Below are 16,315 nucleotides of genomic sequence, written 5' to 3'. Positions count from 1 at the left end.
CTGCCTGAAGTTTTCCGGAGTTTGCACCCATGGCTGCATTGATTGCCCAGAACCTCGCGCCGATCATGTTCGCGGCGCTCGTGGTTTTTCTTCTTCTCGGCTACCCCGTCGCCTTCGCGCTGGCGGCAAATGGCCTTCTCTTCTTCTTCGTGGCGGTGGAGCTTGCTCCCTACGCGCCCGAAACCATCACCCTGTCCTGGCCCCTCCTCCAGGCCCTGCCGGACCGCATCTTCGGCACTATGTCGAACGAGGTGCTGCTGGCGATCCCGTTCTTCACGTTCATGGGATTGGTGCTGGAGCGCTCGGGCATGGCGGAAGACCTGCTCGACACCATCGGCCAGCTCTTCGGCCCCGTGCGCGGCGGCCTTGCTTATGCGGTGATCTTCGTCGGCGCGCTGCTTGCCGCCACCACCGGCGTCGTCGCGGCCTCCGTGATCTCCATGGGCCTGATCTCGCTGCCGATCATGCTGCGCTACGGCTATGACCGCCGTCTCGCTTCGGGCGTGATCGCGGCCTCGGGTACGCTCGCCCAGATCATCCCGCCCTCGCTCGTTCTCATCGTCATGGCCGACCAGCTCGGCCGCTCGGTGGGCGACATGTACGAAGGCGCGTTCCTGCCCGGCCTGATCCTCACCGGCCTCTATGCCGGCTACATCATGCTGATGTCGATCTTCTATCCGAAAACAGCCCCCGGCCTCCCGCCGGAAGCCATCGGCTACCGCGAGCCCGATGGCGCACGCGGCGTGTGGCAGCTCGGCATCCTCGTCTTGTTCTCCGGCTTCGTCGGCTACTACGTGCTGTCACAGACGAACACGAAAGCCGGTGCGGATTTCGTCATTCTGACGATCTGCGTCGCGACCGTGGTGGCGCTTATCTGCGCTCTCATGAACAAGATGCTGGGAGCCAAGCGCATCGCGATCTCCGCCGTTCTGGTTGCTGCTCTCGTGGGGCTCTACGTTTACTTCCACAACCAAGGCCGTGAAGCTCTCGCCCTGACGATGGAGATGATCCTTGCAGGCGCGATTTATGCTCTGATCGTCGGCCTCGTGGAACGCTTCAGCGGCCTTCGCCTCATGTCGAACATGGCGCAGCAGGTCACCTTCGTCATGGTGCCCCCGCTCCTGCTGATCTTCCTTGTGCTCGGCACCATCTTCATCGGCCTTGCCACGCCGACGGAAGGCGGCGCCATGGGCGCGCTGGGATCGGTGATCCTGGCAGCCATCAAGCGCAAGCTCGACAACAATCCGGCCCGCTTCAACTGGACCCTGGTTCGCCAGGCCACGGAAGCGACCGCGAAGCTGTCAGCCTTCGTGCTGTTCATCCTGATCGGTGCGCGCGTATTCTCGCTCACCTTCTACGGCGTGAACGGCCATATCTGGGTCGAGCACCTGCTCACCTCTCTGCCAGGTGGCCAAGTCGGCTTCCTGGTCTTCGTGAACATCCTGGTGTTCTTCCTGGCCTTCTTCCTCGACTACTTCGAGCTGGCCTTCATCATCATCCCGCTCCTCGGGCCCGCTGCAGACAAGCTCGGCATCGATCTGATCTGGTTCGGCGTAATCCTGGCCGTGAACATGCAGACCTCGTTCATGCACCCACCCTTCGGCTTCGCGCTCTTCTTCCTGCGCTCGGTGGCTCCCAAGGTGCCGTATATCGACCGGGTGACGGGCAAGCGCATGGAGCCGGTGACCACGGGCCAGATCTATTGGGGTGCTGTGCCCTTCGTGGTGATCCAGCTCATCATGGTCGGCATCGTGATCATGTTCCCGCAGATCGTGATGCACTACAAAGCCGCCGGCCCCGTGGTCGATCCAGCCGCGGTCCAGCAGAAGCTAGATCAGCTCCTCGTGCCTGGCCTTGGAGGCCCCGGCAGCGAACCGGGCGGCCTCCCCGGCCTCAACTTCGACGAACCGCCGAAGATTCAGTAAGGCGGCTAACGCGAGATACGAAAAAGGCGGGCTTTGAAGCCCGCCTTTTTGTTTATCCCGACAATCCTTAATCGGAGAGCTTCTGTTCAGCGAAGAGCCATCTCGTATTGCTCCGGTTTGAAGCCGATAACGAGCCGGCCTCCCAAGTCGAGCACAGGACGCTTGATCATGGAGGGCTGATCGAGCATCAGCGCCAGTGCTTTTCGCTCATCGATCCCGGCCTTCTCCGCATCCGGTAGCTTGCGGAACGTCATGCCCGCGCGATTGAGAAGCGTCTCCCAGCCCGCATCCCGCGCCCAGCCCTCAAGCCGAGCACGGTCGATGCCCGCGGCCTTGTAGTCGTGAAAGGCGTAAGACACACCCTTGGCGTCCAGCCAGGCGCGCGCCTTCTTCATCGTGTCGCAGTTCTTGATGCCGTAGATCGTGATCGACAACGCTTGTTCCCACTCACTTGAATGAACGTAGACACCGGCGTCCAGGCGGGAGCCGCGTATGCTTACACCCCTTCGATGATCCGAATGTCGCGCTCCGCCCCGTCGCCGAGGGCGGCCAAGGCCTCCTGATACGCTGGACTATCATGCGCAGCCATAGCCTGCTCCAAGGAGTCGAACTCGATGACGACCGTGCGCTGCTGAAGCCCCGCCTCATAGAGGTGAGCAGGCAATCCCCGCGCAAGGATGCGACCGCCTGCGGCGGTGATCGCAGGGCCACTGAGCTTGGCATAGGCAGCCAGGGCGTCAGGATTGCTGACTGATCGATAAGCGGCAACCCAATACGCTTTCGGCATCGTCTTCAACTCCTCAGCTTGCACTCGCCACTATACTGAAGTTCCGCTGAAGCGCCAAAGTCGGGACGATCGCAGCTTCGGGCGCAAGCCGATAGTTACTCCCACTCAATCGTACCGGGCGGCTTCGAGGTGATGTCATAGGTCACGCGGTTGATACCCTTGACCTCGTTGATGATGCGGGTCGCAACGCGGCCGAGGAAGGCCATGTCGAAGGGGTAGAAATCAGCCGTCATGCCGTCGATGGAGGTGACGGCGCGCAGTGCGCAGACATGGTCGTAGGTGCGCGCATCGCCCATGACGCCCACGGTCTTCACCGGCAGCAGCACGGCGAAGGCCTGCCAGATTTCATCGTAGAGGCCGGCATTGCGGATCTCTTCGAGATAGATCGCATCGGCCTTGCGCAGGATGTCGAGCTTTTCGCGGGTGATCGTGCCGGGAACGCGGATCGCGAGGCCCGGACCGGGGAATGGGTGGCGTCCGACGAAGGCATCCGGCAGGCCGAGCTCGCGGCCGAGCACGCGTACTTCGTCCTTGAACAGTTCACGAAGCGGCTCCACGAGCTTCATCTTCATGCGCTCGGGCAGGCCGCCCACGTTGTGGTGACTTTTGATGGTGACGGAGGGACCGCCGGTGAAGGACACGCTCTCGATCACGTCGGGATAGAGCGTCCCTTGAGCCAGGAAGTCTGCGCCGCCGATCTTCTTCGCTTCCTCGTCGAACACATCGATGAAGAGCTTGCCGATGGTTTTGCGCTTCACCTCCGGGTCGGACACGCCCTCTAACGCGCCGATGAAGAGATCCTGCGCCTGAACATGCACGAGCGGGATGTTGTAGTGGTCGCGGAAGAGCGTCACCACCTGCTCGGCTTCCGATGAGCGCAGCAGGCCGTGATCCACGAACACGCAGGTGAGCTGGTCGCCGATAGCCTCGTGGATCAGCACCGCCGCCACAGCCGAGTCCACACCGCCGGACAGGCCGCAGATCACGCGTCCTGTGCCGACCTGGGCGCGGATGCGCTCGATGGCCTCCTCGCGGAAAGCCTTCATGGTCCAATCGCCCCGGCAACCGGCAATATCTCGCACGAAGTTGCGGATCAGCTGCGCGCCTTGCGGCGTATGCACCACTTCGGGGTGGAACTGGACGGCATAGAATTTGCGCGCTTCGTCCGCGACCGCGGCGAAGGGAGCGTTCTCGGAAATGGCCAGCACCTCGAAGCCCTCAGGCAGGTCGGTCACCCGGTCGCCATGGCTCATCCACACAGGATACTTCTTGCCGACCTGCCACACGCCCTGGAAGAGCGGGCTCTCGGTCAAGACCTCAACCTCAGACCGGCCGAATTCCGAATGGTGCCCGCCCTCGACCTGGCCGCCGAGCTGGGCCGCCATGGTCTGCTGGCCGTAGCAGATGCCGAAGATCGGCAGGCCCGTCTCGAACAGCTCTTGGGGCGCACGGGGCGAAGCGTCGGCCGTGACCGATTCAGGGCCGCCGGAGAGGATCACGCCCTTGGGCTTCATGATCCGGATGGCTTCAGCCGCCTTCTGGAACGGCACGACCTCGGAATACACGCCGTCCTCACGTACGCGGCGCGCAATGAGCTGGGTTACCTGGGAGCCGAAATCGACGATGAGAATCTTGTCGTGGGTCTGGGTCATGGTCTCTCGCGTGAGCAAGGTGCGGAAGTACGGGAGCCCCCGTGCTTTACCCTCATACTTGTCGGCCTGTCATGCCTTTTGAGTCTCGATGATGCGGCACCCGGCGTTTTAACGCCTTTCTGCCGCACCTTAAGCTTTCGTCAGAACGGAGAAGAAGAAACCGTCCGTGCCGGTCTTCAGCGGCGTCAGCTGAAGACCATAGGTCGTCGGCCTGACGAGCTTCTTCAAGCTCTCAAGCCCCACTGACGCAAGCACGTCCGACGCCTTCACAGGCTTGAAGCCCTGGTGCCGCGCCATGAAGGCGGAAAGTGCGTCATCGTTCTCCTCAGGCAGGATCGAGCAGGTGATGTAGACGATCCGCCCGCCCTGCTTCACGAGAGCGGCGGCGCGGTCGAGAACTGTCGCCTGCTCCTTGAGGCGAACCTCCAGGCTGCCGGGCCGCAGGCGCCATTTGGCATCCGGGTTGCGCCGCCATGTGCCGATGCCCGTGCAGGGCGCATCCACGAGCACGCAATCGATCTTGCCGTCGAGATCCGTCACCGCATCGGCCCCGCCCCTCGGGGTGCGGACCTGGACGTTGCGGACCCCTGCCCTGGCCAGCCGGTCATGGATCGGCGCAAGACGCCGATTGTCACTGTCGGTGGCGTAGATCTGTCCATGGTTCGCCATCATGGCGGCGAGTTCCAGCGTCTTGCCGCCGCCGCCAGCGCAGAGATCGACCACCTGCTCGCCGGGCTTCACGCCGGACAGAATGCCTACCAGCTGTGAGCCTTCGTCCTGAATCTCGATCCAGCCCTTGATGAACTCCGGCTCCGACTGCACGGCGGGGCCGCGTCCGTCCTCACTCGGCAGCACTCGCAGGCCCAGAGGCGACAGCGGCGTCTCGACGGCGCCCAGATGCGGGAGAGCATCGTGCGCCTCCTCGCGGGAGGAGACCTTCAGGGTGTTGACCCGCATATCGAGAGGCGCGCGCGTGGTGAGCGCCTGCATCTCGGCTACCAAGTCATCGCCGAAGAGCCTCGTTAGCGAGGGCTCGATCCAGTCCGGGAAATCGCCAGCCACGGGAGCCGGAGCCCCATCGAGGTTCGCGGCTTGCAGCCGCTCCCGCTCTTGGGCAGAGAGAGGTTCGGGCGCGAAACGCTCGCCGGAGCATAGGGCCGCAATTGCATCGACCGTCAGGCCGCGCTGGAGCTTAAGCATGCCGAGCACGACGGCGCGGGGTGTCGCCTCACCCATGATCCAGGCGGCGGAGGATTTCCGGCGCAGGGCATCGTAGACGAGGCTTGCGATGGCAGCCCGGTCCTTGGACCCGGCGAAGCGGTGCGACAGACCCCAATCCTTGAGAGCGTCGGTCGCCGGACGGCGGCGGGCTTCGATATCGCCAAGCACTTCGATGGCGGCGGAGATGCGAGCAGCAGGTGTCATTGAAAAAGCACACTTAACCTTGGCCGTATAAACGACACATTGTTTCCTATTTTCCGACCCGATCAGTAGTGGATTTAGTAACCGTGCATTCCGCACGATTCTCTATCGGAGCTTCTGACTATGTCGATCCTGTCCCGCATCGCCGCCCTCGGCCTGACCCTTGCCATCGCGGCCTGCGCCACTGCCCCCGCCGCCGACTTCACCCCGCCCCCGCGCAAGGCGACGGACGCGAAGACCCAGCTCGAGAGCGGCAAGCGCTTCTGACGTCTATCACAGTCTCCGCACGTCATCACCGGCCTTGTGCCGGTGATCAACGCCTTCGCCTCCACCTCACCGACCTCATCCTGAGGAGCCTGCAGAGCAGGCGTCTCGAAGGATCATCCAGTGATATCTGGAGACGCCCTCGTCCTTCGAGACGATCGCTGGCGCGATCCCTCAGGATGAGGGCTATGGGGATCGAAAGACGTGGATGGCCGGGACAGGCCCGGCCATGACGTTGAAATATAGGCTTAAACGCCAGCCTCGGCCGCAAAGATGCGGACGGCGAAGATCACCCACATGATGGCGAGGATCAGAACGCCGACCGCAAAGGCCTGGAAGCGCCACATGATCTTGTTCGAGGTCGTGTGAATGAACGCGTGAACCAGACGGCTTGCCACGAACATCCACGACATTATCACGAAGAGCATGTCCGCCTTGCGGGTGATGAGCGCGAACGCCACCAGCAGGTAGAACAGCACCGGCATTTCGAACTGATTGTGAAACGCGTTCTGAAGCTGCAGAACGCGTTTAGGCCAGTTGCGCTCGCCCAGCGCGATGTCCCCCACCTTCACCTCGCCGGAACGAAGGCTCGCGAACCTCCTGTTCCCCGTCATGAGAAGCAGGATGAAGGTCAGCCCGACAAGGACAAAGACGGGCAGAAGAATGGCGGTGATGCTCATGGGTAAAAACTCGACTGAAGCTTAGCTGCGAGTCGGGTAATTAGGGCTCTCCCTGGTGATCGTCACGTCATGGACGTGACTTTCGCGCAGGCCCGCGCTCGTGATGCGGATGAACTGGGCCTTTTCGCTGAATTCCTGCAGGGTCGCCGCGCCCACATAACCCATGGAGGCACGAAGGCCGCCGGTGAGCTGGTGCAGCACGCCCGAGACCGGACCCTTGTAGGCCACCTGCCCCTCGATGCCTTCCGGCACGAGCTTGAGCGTGTCGCGGACTTCCGCCTGGAAGTAGCGGTCGGCCGAACCGCGGGCCATGGCGCCCACGGAACCCATGCCGCGATAGGACTTGTAGGAACGGCCCTGGTAGAGGAACACCTCGCCGGGGGTCTCGTCCGTACCCGCGAGCAGCGAGCCCACCATGGCGCAGGAGGCGCCCGCCGCGAGCGCCTTCGCGAGATCGCCCGAGAACTTGATGCCGCCATCCGCAATTACCGGCACATCGGCCTGCGAGGCTGCCTCGACGGCTTCCATGATGGCAGTGAGCTGAGGCACACCGACGCCCGCAACGATGCGGGTGGTGCAGATGGAGCCGGGGCCGATGCCGACCTTGATCGCGTCTGCACCGGCATCGATGAGCGCCTGCGCACCCTCGCGAGTGGCGACGTTACCCGCGATCACCTGCACGGCATTGGAAAGCTTCTTCACACGGGTGACGCTCTCCAGAACCTTCACGGAATGGCCGTGAGCCGTATCGACGACAACCACGTCGCAACCGGCATCGATGAGGCGCTCGGCGCGCTCGAAGCCCTGCTCGCCCGTGGTGGTGGCGGCGGCGACGAGAAGACGGCCTTGAGAATCCTTGGCGGCGTTCGGATAGGCCACCTGCTTCTCGATGTCCTTCACCGTGATCAGGCCGATGCAGCGATAATGGTCATCGACGACCAGCAGCTTCTCGATGCGGAATTGGTGCAGCAGGCGGCGGGCCTCGTCCTGGCTCACGCCCTCGCGCACCGTGATGAGCCGGTCCTTCGTCATCAGCTCAGAGACGGGCTGGCCGGGGTTGCTGGCAAAGCGCACATCGCGGTTGGTGAGGATGCCGACCAGCTTGCCCTTGGTTCCGCTGGGGCCGCGCTCCACCACCGGAATGCCGGAAATCCCATGATGCTTCATGGTTGCCAGCGCATCGGCCAGGGTCTCGTCGGGATAGCTCGTGATGGGGTTCATCACCATGCCCGACTCGTAGCGCTTCACGAGACGCACCTGCTCGGCCTGGACCTCGGGCTCTAGGTTGCGGTGGATCACGCCGAGGCCGCCGTTCTGGGCCATGGCGATGGCCATGCGGGCTTCCGTCACCGTATCCATGGCGGAGGCGACGATGGGCATGTTCAGGCGGATGGTGCGGGTCAGCCGCGTGCCGACATTCACGTCGGCGGGCAGAACCTCAGAGCGGCCGGGCCTGAGCAAAACGTCATCGAAGGTCAGTCCTTCGATGATCTTATCGGCAAATACGGAGGCCATGGCCAACTCCTTCGGGTGCGCGGTGAGGCAAGCGATATCGCTTTGTCGAGTTGGCACGGGTCCGTAGCATGGTGTTTCGCTTTCGCAAAGAGCTAAGGACGCATTTCCCAGCAGACCTGCCTTGCATCAAATGGCTATGCAATGCGTTGTTCGGAAGTTAAGTGCCAAAGGTCATGCGCCAAGTCCGCCTCCTTCCCCTCATCATCGCCACCGCGCTTTTCATGGAAAACATGGATTCGACGGTGATTTCGACCTCGCTCCCCATGATCGCGCAGGATCTGGGGACCGACCCGATTGCGCTGAAGCTTGCTCTCACATCCTATCTCATCAGCTTGGCCATCTTCATCCCGATCTCCGGCTGGGTGGCGGACAAGTACGGTTCGCGCACCATCTTCACCATCGCCATCGGCGTGTTCATGGCGGGCTCGCTCGCCTGCGCCGGAGCGCAGTCCCTCGAAGGGTTCGTGATCGCCCGGTTCGTCCAGGGCATGGGCGGGGCCATGATGGTGCCGGTCGGGCGTCTCGTGCTGCTGCGGAGCGTGCCCCGCAACGAGGTGGTGCAGGCCCTGGCCACGCTCACCATCCCTGCCCTCATCGGCCCCGTGGTCGGTCCGCCGTTGGGCGGCTTCATCACCACTTATTTCCACTGGCGCTGGATCTTCTTCATCAACATTCCGATCGGCATCCTCGGGATCGTGCTCGCCACGATCTTCATTCCGAATATCCGGGAAGAGGACACGCCGCCTCTCGACATCCTTGGCTTCCTTTTGTCAGGCATGGGGCTTGCTCTCCTCATGCTGGGCTTTGCCTCGGGCGGGCGGCATCTCATTCCGGAAGAGGTTTCCCTGGGCTGCATCATCATCGGCGCACTGTGCGTGGCGGCTTACGTCTGGCACGCAAGACGGACCCCGCATCCGGTGCTTCAGCTCAAGCTCCTCAAGGTCCCGACCTTCCGTATCAGCGTTCTCGGCGGTTCGCTTTTCCGGATCGGGATCGGCGCCATCCCCTTTCTCCTGCCGCTGATGCTCCAGGTCGGATTCGGCCTGAGCCCGGTCGCCTCGGGATCTCTCACCTTCATTGCGGCGGTCGGCGCGCTGTTCATGAAGACCATGGCCAGGCGCATCCTGGAGCGCGTCGGCTTCCGTAGTGTGCTGGTGATCAATGCCTTCATCGGGGCGGCTTTCGTGGCCTTCAACGGGTTCTTCACGCCTTCGACGCCTCATTGGTTGATCATGGCCATCCTCTTCATCGGCGGCTGTTTCCGCTCGCTGCAATTCACGAGCCTCAACGCCATCGGCTACGCGGAAATCTCCAAGCGCGACATGAGCTATGCCACGAGCCTGTCGAGCGCGGCGCAGCAGGTGGCGCTCAGCATCGGCGTGGCCTTCGGCGCCTATGTGGTGGAAGCGGCCGCCCATTGGCAGGGCAGGACAGCCATCGCGGCCGAGGATTTCGGCCCCGCCTTCTGGGCCGTAGCGACGGTTTCCGCGCTTGCCGGCTTCATCTTCATGGGCCTTCATCCAACGGCTGGCGCGGAGATGTCAGGCCATCGGGCCGTCGAGAGGAAGCCCCCCGCTACAGGCATGGGCGACGGCACAACAAATCTCGGTGAGGAGGTGGAACGGCGATAGAAGCGCGTTACTATCGCCTGAGGTAACCAGGAGGCGACCTTGGACAAACGTATCATCGACCTCTACGACGACTTCACCCATGGCGGCATGAACCGCCGCAACTTCCTCGACAAGCTCGCGGCGCTCGCCGGCAGCACGGCTGCAGCAACAGCCCTGCTTCCGATCCTGCAGAACAACTACGCGCAAGCGCAGACCGTGCCGGAAGGCGACCCGAGGATCACTGCGGAGATCGTGGACATTCCTGGCGCGCAGGGCCTCAAAGGCTATCTCGTGAAACCCAAGGGCGCCTCCGGCAAGCTGCCGACCGTGATCGTTATCCACGAGAACCGGGGCCTCAACCCGCATATCAAGGATGTCACCCGGCGCATGGCGACTGAAGGTTTCATCGCGCTCGGCCTCGATTACCTCTCGCCCATGGGCGGCACGCCCGCCGACGAGGAGAAGGGCCGCGAGATGATCGGGCAGTTGAAGCAGCCGGATGTCATCGCCAACGGCAAGGCGGCGGTGGCCTACCTTAAGGGACGGCCCGACAGCAACGGCAAGGTCGGCGCCATCGGCTTCTGCTGGGGCGGCGGCGCGGTGAACAATCTCGCCGTGAACGAGCCGAACCTCAATGCAGGCGTCGCCTATTATGGCGGCCAGCCGAAGGCCGAGGATGTGCCGAAGATCCAGGCGGCCATGATGCTGCACTATGGCGGACTGGATGAACGCATCAATGCAGGCATTCCCGCCTATGAAGCGGCACTCAAGCAGGCCGGGAAGACCTACGAGATTTATGTCTACGAGGGCGCCAACCACGCCTTCAACAACGACACCAACGCTGCCCGTTACGATAAGGAAACAGCCGATCTCGCCTGGAGCCGGACGGTCGGATTCTTGAAGAAGAATTTGGCTTAACACCTCGCTCGTCATTCCAGAGGCGTGACGGGGCCTGGAATGACGAGCGGTTGAACGGCTCTCCTCAGCCTTTCAGATGGGCGTTGCACTGCGAATAGTAGCCGCCGCCCTTCTCAATCCATTTCAAGCCGCCATTGCTTGTTCCGCCGGCTGCCTGATTGGCTTTGTATTGATCGAGGCAGGTATGCATCCGGGCTTTCCCAACGGATTCAGTCGAGTATTTCGACGAGACGGTCGTCGGGAAGACCACATTGCCTCGCACCAGCGGCGCATTGGGCTGCCCCGTCGATGGCTTTGCCTGGGTCTGAGGTGTCACAGCCCCGGTTGTCGCTGGAGCCGCTGTCATTCCACATTCCGCCTTGCGGAAATCGTTCCACTTCATCGCCCCGAGGGTCCCGCCTGCTTGGGCAGCCTTATACTTGTCGCTACATTCCTTCATCGTCAGGGCAGAAGCCGGCAATGAGCTGACCAGGATCAGTCCTGCCGTACCGGCCATGATCGCAGATAAAATCAAGTGCCGTTGCATGATCAAACCTCCACGCTTGCGTGCGCTCTCGATCCAGCAAAAGCGTTTTGCGTCGCTACGAAGCGGACGCCCTCTCCCTCACCGGGGAGCGCTCATTACGATCATGCCTGAACAGCGAAATGGTTCCCTACAGGCTTTGTTATTCCACGAATGGATCCACCTGCACCCTTTTCCCGATCATGAACGCGTCCGCCACCAATCGGAACGGCGTGTCGTCCACCTCCGACCGGTTGAGGGTGAGGAGTGCGTCGAAGCGGCGATAGATGCCCTGATATTCCTGGGGCTGCTCCTGCACCACGAGACGCCCGTCGATTTCGAGGCAGCTGCCGCCTTGCGAGAGCTTCAATGTGAAACCGGCGTCGGTTTCCACCTCGATGTCCCAGCTCTGCGGGCCGGTCTGGCGCCAGTCGAAGACGGCCTGGAGATTGCCGTCGGTGTGGCCGGTCTGGAACTCCAGATTAGCTGCGATCGGCGCATCCCTGTTGGAGGGAAACTGCAGCGTCGACGTCTTGATGAAGATCGGCTCGGGCATGATGCGGGTCACGATGGACAGCGCGTTGATGCCGGGATCGAAGATGCCGAAGCCGCCCGCCTGCCAGATCCATTCCTGACCGGGATGCCAATGGCGCACATCTTCCTTCCAGGTCACCAGGAGCCGCTTGATGGACCAGCCGGCGAGCGCCTTCTTCGCCTCGTCGACGGCCTTGTTGTACTGGGAATGCCAGGTGGTGAAGATCGTCTTGCCGGCCCTCTCGGCCAGCACCCGCAGGTCTTCCAGCTCGCTTAAAGTCGCGGCGGGCGGCTTTTCCAGAAGCACGCTCTTTCCCGCCAGCAGCGCATCCCGCGCGATCTGATGGCGGACCTGCGGCGGCGTGCAGATCGCAACAACGTCGAGTTCAGGAACCTTCAGCAGTTCATGGTAATCCTGGAACGTATACTTCGCGTCCTCATGCGACAGGCCGCGCGTGCTCGACACGGCCAGGAGCTCGAAATCCGGATTGGATTTGATGACCGGCAGGTGCTGATCCTGCGCGATCTTGCCGAGGCCGATGATGCCGATCTTATGGACGGTCATATGCGTGGTCCTTCTGTTATGGCGACCACGCAAGCGGGCCGTCAGCCCTCAAGTTCCCGGTCGGTCGTACCCCGAAAACCGGTCGCCAGCACGTAGAGTTCCGCCGAGTCGGCGCGGCTTGCCGCAGGCTTGACGTGCCGGACCACGGCAAAATCCCGCTTTAGGTCCGTGAGGAGTTGCGATTCCGTGCCGCCCTGGAACACCTTGGCGACGAAGGCACCGCCCGGCGCCAGGATCTCGCGGGCGAAATAGATCGCGGCTTCGGCAAGGCCGATGATCCGCAGGTGATCGGTCTTCTTATGGCCGGTCGTGTTCGCCGCCATATCGGACATGACCACATCGGCCTGACCACCGAGAAGCTCGATGAGCCTGCCGGGAGCGCTCTCGTCCAGGAAGTCCAACTCGATGAAATCCACGCCCGCCATGGGGTCGATGGGCAGGAGATCGATGCCGACGACCTTGCCCTTCGGCCCCACCTTCCTGGCGGCGATCTGCGACCAGCCGCCGGGCGCGGCGCCCAGGTCCACGATGCGCTGGCCGGGTTTGAGTAGGTGGTACTTCTCGTCGATCTCCAAAAGCTTGAAGGCCGCGCGCGAGCGGTAGCCTTCACGCTTGGCGCGCGCCACATAAGGATCGTTGAGCTGGCGCTCCAGCCATTTCTGGGACGAGAGGGACCGCTTGTTCGCCGTTTTCACGCGCTGCTTGAGATTGCGGACACCCGAGCCTGACTTGCTAGCCGTCACCGCTGCGAGCCTCCCCGCCAGACGCTGTCCTCACGCATCATATTCATCAAAATTCCTTCGCGCAGACCACGGTCTGCAATACGTAAGCGATCCGAGGGGAATGCCCGGCGGATCGCTTCGAGAATGGCGCAGCCGGCGAGAACCAGATCGGCGCGTTCCCTGCCGATGCAAGGGTTTTCAGCCCGCTGCTGGAAATCGGAATGCAGCAGGCGGGTCATGACTGTCGAGATGTCGGCATTGCACATCCACATCCCATCGACCTTGCGCCGGTCATAGCGCTCCAGCCCCAGGTGAATGCCGCCGACCGTGGTGACGGTTCCCGACGTGCCGAGCAGATGGAAGTTAGGAGCACGGCCCGCTGCCGCTGCAATGAGCGCGAAATCGAGGAGGAGTTCGGATACCTCTTCGACCATGCCCTCGAAGCTCTCGGGCGTCACATCGATGCCGCCATAGCGTTCGGCAAGGGTCACGACGCCGACGGGCAGCGAATCCCACGCGCGGATGCGCTTGCAGGGATCGGCGAAGGCATGAGGCGGCGGGCCGTCGACCCAGGCGATCTCCGTGGAGCCGCCACCGATATCGAACACGATGACCGATTGCGCCTTGGGATCGGCCAAAGCCGCGCAGCCGGTCACCGCGAGATAGGCCTCCGTCTTGCGGTCTACGATCTCCAGTTCGAGTTCGAGGTCGTTGCGCACACGCTCGATGAAGGACGCGCCGTTATCGGCAAGGCGGCATGCCTCCGTCGCGACGAGGCGCGCCCGCGATACATCCTTGGCGGCCATCTTGTCTCGGCAGATGCGCAGGGCATCTATCGTGCGCTCGATAGCGTCGTCGCTGAGCATATTGCCGAGCCCCAAGCCTTCGCCGAGCCGGACGATCCGCGAGAACGCATCGACGACGCGAAACCCATAATGCGCGGGCTCCGCGATCAGCAGGCGGCAATTGTTGGTGCCGAGGTCGAGCGCCGCGTAGCTGCGCGTGGAGCGACGCTTCTGGTGCCGTCGTGACGACGAGGCTGCCTGCGCGATCCATGACGAGCCGCCCTCGGCCCCGGGAGACGGGTCCGCGCGTCGATCGTCAAATTCGTTCGTCGCATCGGCTTTAACGGTCAACTCAGAATCCTTGGGCATCCACACGAGGGATGCTGCTTGGAATCCAGAGTAACAACCGCATCGCACTCCTGCCAAGGGCAGCCGCACAGATTATCCGGACAGCCCTGGTGACGAATCAGAGTGTTAGACCATCCATCCGAGCGGTCAGCCTTTCGAGAATTGCCGCGCTTACATTGGCGATTGCAATGCGTAGATACCTTTCCTGGCCCGGTCCGAAATAGCTTCCGGGAAGGCAGAGAACACCCCGCTCGGTCGCCAGCTTTTCGGCTACGACCTGGGCCTTGGTGCCCTCGAAGGGGTGCCGGACATAGGCGAAATAGGCACCGACCGATTCGATTTGCCACTCCGGTAGAGGGGCGAGAGCCGCCTGGAACACGGCGGCGCGCTGGTTGATCTCGGCCCGGTTGGCCTCCCGCCAGTCGCGCAACCCATCGATGGCCCAAGGCAGAACGGCCTGAGCGGTTCGGGGCGGGCAGATCTGGATGCAGTCCAGAATCTTGGCGATCTGCTCGATAAGGCCGGCATCCGCCGTTATCGCCCCCATCCGGTGACCGGGAATGGCGTAGGATTTCGAGAACGAGTAGAGCTGGATCACCGTATCACGCCAGGCCTCGGCCGTGAAAAGGCTGTGTGGATTCTTCATGTCCTGCGGCAGAAAGTCCCGGTAAGTCTCGTCGATCACGAGGTAAATGCCGCGGCGGCGGCACAGCTCGGCGAAGCTTTCGATGACATGCGCGGGATAGACGGCCCCGGTCGGGTTGTTGGGCGTGACGAGGACGATGGTGCGCACCTTGTCGTCGATCAGCGCCTCCGCATCCTCAGGCCTCGGCACGAACCCGTTTTCCGGGCGGCACGGCAGCGGGCGGGGCTCGATACCCAGCATATCGAGGGTCATCTGGTGGTTGAAGTACCAAGGCGTCGGCACCAGCACAGCCTCGCCGCGATGGGCCAGCAGCATCATGGCGGCGAAAAAGGCCATGTTGCAGCCTGCCGTGACCGCGATGTCCTGCGCTTCGATTCGGCCCTCGTAGAGCCGTGACATCTCGGCAGCGTAGGTAGCCCGCAGCTCGTTGCCCCCGTTGATCGGGCCATATTGGGCGCTCGTCGCCAAGCCTGCGGCGGCGGACAGGCGCTCCAGGAAGCTTTCATGCGGCGGATTGCCCGGCACGGCCTGGGAGAGGTTCATCAGCGGGCCATAGGCACCGTCATAGCGCTTCAGCCAGCTCTGTGCTTCCGGGATTGGAGGGCTGCCCACATCCGCGACCAGGGGATTGATGGGGTTGAACGCAAGGCTCGCCATGAAGGGCTTGGCTCCTCGAAAACGAAAGGGCAGAAAACCCGGTGAACCTCCACCGAAATCTCCTGCCCTTCAAGGGTTATCGTAAGCAGATCGATACTTCGACGTCATGGCCGGGCTTGTCCCGGCCACCCCGATTAGAAAAGCGCGGCGCTTCAGACAATCGGGATCACCGGCACAAGGCCGATGATGACGCGGAGCGTAACGGAAGAACCTCAGTCCTTCGCGCGCTCCACGTAGGAGCCGTCTTCCGTCATGATCACGACGCGGGTTCCCGTCTGGATATGCGGGGGCACCAGGGTGCGCACGCCGTTCGACAGAATGGCGGGCTTGTAGGAGGAAGAAGCTGTCTGGCCCTTCACGACCGGCTCGGTCTCGGTGATCTCGAGGGTCACGCGGGCGGGCAGCTCAAGCGAGATCGGCACGCCGTTATGGGTGGACAGCATGACGGCCATGTTTTCCTGAAGGTAGGGCTTCAGGTCGCCGATGATGTCTTGCGGCACGACCAGCTGATCGTAGGATTCGGGGTTCATGAAGTGGAAGCCCTCACCGTCCTCATAGAGGTAGGTGTGTTCACGGTCTTCCACGAAGGCGCGCTCGACCTGCTCAGTGGTGCGGTAACGCTCGGAGACCTTCACGCCGTCGGAGATGCGGCGCATGTCGAGCTGGGTCACCGGGGTGCCCTTGCCGGGGTGGATATTCTGAGCAGTGAGCACGACATAGAGTTTGCCGTCCATATCGACGACATTGCCTTTGCGGAGCGTAGAGGCGATGACCTTCACGGGG

At 62.7% G+C, this 16,315-nt stretch carries 16 protein-coding genes; 4 read left to right on the top strand and 12 right to left on the bottom strand.

Annotation, left to right across the window (positions count from 1 at the left end):
* The first annotated feature begins 29 nt into the window (after window positions 1-29).
* Window positions 30-1,925, top strand: coding sequence for a TRAP transporter large permease (locus tag AB4Y85_RS00775; protein WP_441982939.1), 1,896 nt, complete (start codon window positions 30-32; stop codon window positions 1,923-1,925).
* Between the two features lie 86 nt (window positions 1,926-2,011).
* Here the strand turns inward: AB4Y85_RS00775 and AB4Y85_RS00770 are convergent, their stop codons facing one another.
* The 4 genes from AB4Y85_RS00770 to AB4Y85_RS00755 form a co-directional block, all read right to left on the bottom strand.
* The gene (locus AB4Y85_RS00770) at window positions 2,012-2,359 is read right to left on the bottom strand and encodes an ArsC family reductase (RefSeq protein WP_441982938.1); all 348 of its coding nucleotides are present in this window, start codon (window positions 2,357-2,359) and stop codon (window positions 2,012-2,014) included.
* A 62-nt stretch (window positions 2,360-2,421) separates the two neighbouring features.
* Window positions 2,422-2,712: a DUF1330 domain-containing protein gene (locus AB4Y85_RS00765; RefSeq protein WP_441982937.1), complete on the bottom strand. Its 291-nt coding sequence runs from the start codon at window positions 2,710-2,712 to the stop codon at window positions 2,422-2,424.
* Window positions 2,713-2,807: 95 nt separating this feature from the next.
* Window positions 2,808-4,364 (bottom strand): glutamine-hydrolyzing GMP synthase, encoded by a 1,557-nt coding sequence (gene guaA / locus AB4Y85_RS00760; RefSeq protein WP_441982936.1) that lies wholly within the window; start codon window positions 4,362-4,364, stop codon window positions 2,808-2,810.
* 129 nt (window positions 4,365-4,493) lie between these two features.
* Window positions 4,494-5,789 (bottom strand): RsmB/NOP family class I SAM-dependent RNA methyltransferase, encoded by a 1,296-nt coding sequence (locus AB4Y85_RS00755; RefSeq protein WP_441982935.1) that lies wholly within the window; start codon window positions 5,787-5,789, stop codon window positions 4,494-4,496.
* A 120-nt stretch (window positions 5,790-5,909) separates the two neighbouring features.
* Here AB4Y85_RS00755 and AB4Y85_RS00750 point away from each other — a divergent pair, with 120 nt between their 5' ends.
* Window positions 5,910-6,053 carry a hypothetical protein gene (locus tag AB4Y85_RS00750; protein WP_441982934.1) on the top strand — a complete coding sequence of 48 codons (144 nt, stop codon included), beginning with the start codon at window positions 5,910-5,912 and terminating at the stop codon, window positions 6,051-6,053.
* Window positions 6,054-6,298: 245 nt separating this feature from the next.
* Here AB4Y85_RS00750 and AB4Y85_RS00745 read toward each other — a convergent pair whose 3' ends face one another.
* Both AB4Y85_RS00745 and guaB read right to left on the bottom strand, forming a co-directional pair.
* Window positions 6,299-6,730 carry an MAPEG family protein gene (locus AB4Y85_RS00745; RefSeq protein WP_441982933.1) on the bottom strand — a complete coding sequence of 144 codons (432 nt, stop codon included), beginning with the start codon at window positions 6,728-6,730 and terminating at the stop codon, window positions 6,299-6,301.
* Window positions 6,731-6,751: 21 nt separating this feature from the next.
* Window positions 6,752-8,245: an IMP dehydrogenase gene (gene guaB, locus AB4Y85_RS00740; RefSeq protein WP_441982932.1), complete on the bottom strand. Its 1,494-nt coding sequence runs from the start codon at window positions 8,243-8,245 to the stop codon at window positions 6,752-6,754.
* A 173-nt stretch (window positions 8,246-8,418) separates the two neighbouring features.
* On the opposite strand from guaB, the gene AB4Y85_RS00735 reads away from it, so the two are divergent.
* Together AB4Y85_RS00735 and AB4Y85_RS00730 are read left to right on the top strand one after the other, a co-directional pair.
* Window positions 8,419-9,876 carry a DHA2 family efflux MFS transporter permease subunit gene (locus tag AB4Y85_RS00735; protein WP_441982931.1) on the top strand — a complete coding sequence of 486 codons (1,458 nt, stop codon included), beginning with the start codon at window positions 8,419-8,421 and terminating at the stop codon, window positions 9,874-9,876.
* A 39-nt stretch (window positions 9,877-9,915) separates the two neighbouring features.
* Window positions 9,916-10,773, top strand: coding sequence for a dienelactone hydrolase family protein (locus tag AB4Y85_RS00730; RefSeq protein WP_441982930.1), 858 nt, complete (start codon window positions 9,916-9,918; stop codon window positions 10,771-10,773).
* Between the two features lie 64 nt (window positions 10,774-10,837).
* Here AB4Y85_RS00730 and AB4Y85_RS00725 read toward each other — a convergent pair whose 3' ends face one another.
* The 6 genes from AB4Y85_RS00725 to efp all read right to left on the bottom strand — a co-directional run bounded on the left by AB4Y85_RS00725 (window position 10,838) and on the right by efp (window position 16,266).
* Window positions 10,838-11,299, bottom strand: coding sequence for a hypothetical protein (locus AB4Y85_RS00725; RefSeq protein WP_441983225.1), 462 nt, complete (start codon window positions 11,297-11,299; stop codon window positions 10,838-10,840).
* A 139-nt stretch (window positions 11,300-11,438) separates the two neighbouring features.
* Window positions 11,439-12,374, bottom strand: a complete 936-nt coding sequence (locus AB4Y85_RS00720; protein WP_441982929.1) for a Gfo/Idh/MocA family protein — start codon at window positions 12,372-12,374, stop codon at window positions 11,439-11,441.
* Between the two features lie 41 nt (window positions 12,375-12,415).
* Complete coding sequence (locus AB4Y85_RS00715) at window positions 12,416-13,117, bottom strand: RlmE family RNA methyltransferase (RefSeq protein WP_441982928.1); 702 nt, start codon at window positions 13,115-13,117, stop codon at window positions 12,416-12,418.
* Window positions 13,114-14,148, bottom strand: coding sequence for a Ppx/GppA phosphatase family protein (locus tag AB4Y85_RS00710; protein ID WP_441983224.1), 1,035 nt, complete (start codon window positions 14,146-14,148; stop codon window positions 13,114-13,116). Before AB4Y85_RS00710 ends, AB4Y85_RS00715 begins: the two co-directional genes overlap by 4 nt.
* Before the next feature lie 199 nt (window positions 14,149-14,347).
* On the bottom strand, window positions 14,348-15,532 hold the full coding sequence (locus tag AB4Y85_RS00705) for an aminotransferase (protein WP_441982927.1): 1,185 nt from the start codon (window positions 15,530-15,532) through the stop codon (window positions 14,348-14,350).
* Window positions 15,533-15,744: 212 nt separating this feature from the next.
* A complete protein-coding gene (gene efp / locus AB4Y85_RS00700; RefSeq protein ID WP_441983223.1) occupies window positions 15,745-16,266 on the bottom strand; it encodes an elongation factor P in 522 nt (173 codons plus the stop codon).
* Window positions 16,267-16,315: the final 49 nt, after the last annotated feature.

The sequence above is a fragment of the Microvirga sp. 2YAF29 genome (assembly GCF_052114605.1).
In the GTDB taxonomy this organism is placed as follows: Bacteria; Pseudomonadota; Alphaproteobacteria; order Rhizobiales; family Beijerinckiaceae; genus Microvirga.
The sequence above is the reverse complement of the archived record's forward strand: the minus strand, read 5'-3'. Positions and strand labels throughout refer to the sequence as shown.

What these genes read in the sequence shown, in the direction of transcription:
- guaA (WP_441982936.1), bottom strand. Translation starts at nt 4,364, where the DNA reads ATGACCCAGACCCACGACAAGATTCTCATCGTCGATTTCGGCTCCCAG.
- AB4Y85_RS00705 (WP_441982927.1), bottom strand. Translation starts at nt 15,532, where the DNA reads ATGGCGAGCCTTGCGTTCAACCCCATCAATCCCCTGGTCGCGGATGTG.
- efp (WP_441983223.1), bottom strand. Translation starts at nt 16,266, where the DNA reads ATGGACGGCAAACTCTATGTCGTGCTCACTGCTCAGAATATCCACCCC.
- AB4Y85_RS00765 (WP_441982937.1), bottom strand. Translation starts at nt 2,712, where the DNA reads ATGCCGAAAGCGTATTGGGTTGCCGCTTATCGATCAGTCAGCAATCCT.
- AB4Y85_RS00725 (WP_441983225.1), bottom strand. Translation starts at nt 11,299, where the DNA reads ATGCAACGGCACTTGATTTTATCTGCGATCATGGCCGGTACGGCAGGA.
- AB4Y85_RS00755 (WP_441982935.1), bottom strand. Translation starts at nt 5,789, where the DNA reads ATGACACCTGCTGCTCGCATCTCCGCCGCCATCGAAGTGCTTGGCGAT.
- AB4Y85_RS00775 (WP_441982939.1), top strand. Translation starts at nt 30, where the DNA reads ATGGCTGCATTGATTGCCCAGAACCTCGCGCCGATCATGTTCGCGGCG.
- guaB (WP_441982932.1), bottom strand. Translation starts at nt 8,245, where the DNA reads ATGGCCTCCGTATTTGCCGATAAGATCATCGAAGGACTGACCTTCGAT.
- AB4Y85_RS00745 (WP_441982933.1), bottom strand. Translation starts at nt 6,730, where the DNA reads ATGAGCATCACCGCCATTCTTCTGCCCGTCTTTGTCCTTGTCGGGCTG.
- AB4Y85_RS00735 (WP_441982931.1), top strand. Translation starts at nt 8,419, where the DNA reads ATGCGCCAAGTCCGCCTCCTTCCCCTCATCATCGCCACCGCGCTTTTC.
- AB4Y85_RS00750 (WP_441982934.1), top strand. Translation starts at nt 5,910, where the DNA reads ATGTCGATCCTGTCCCGCATCGCCGCCCTCGGCCTGACCCTTGCCATC.
- AB4Y85_RS00720 (WP_441982929.1), bottom strand. Translation starts at nt 12,374, where the DNA reads ATGACCGTCCATAAGATCGGCATCATCGGCCTCGGCAAGATCGCGCAG.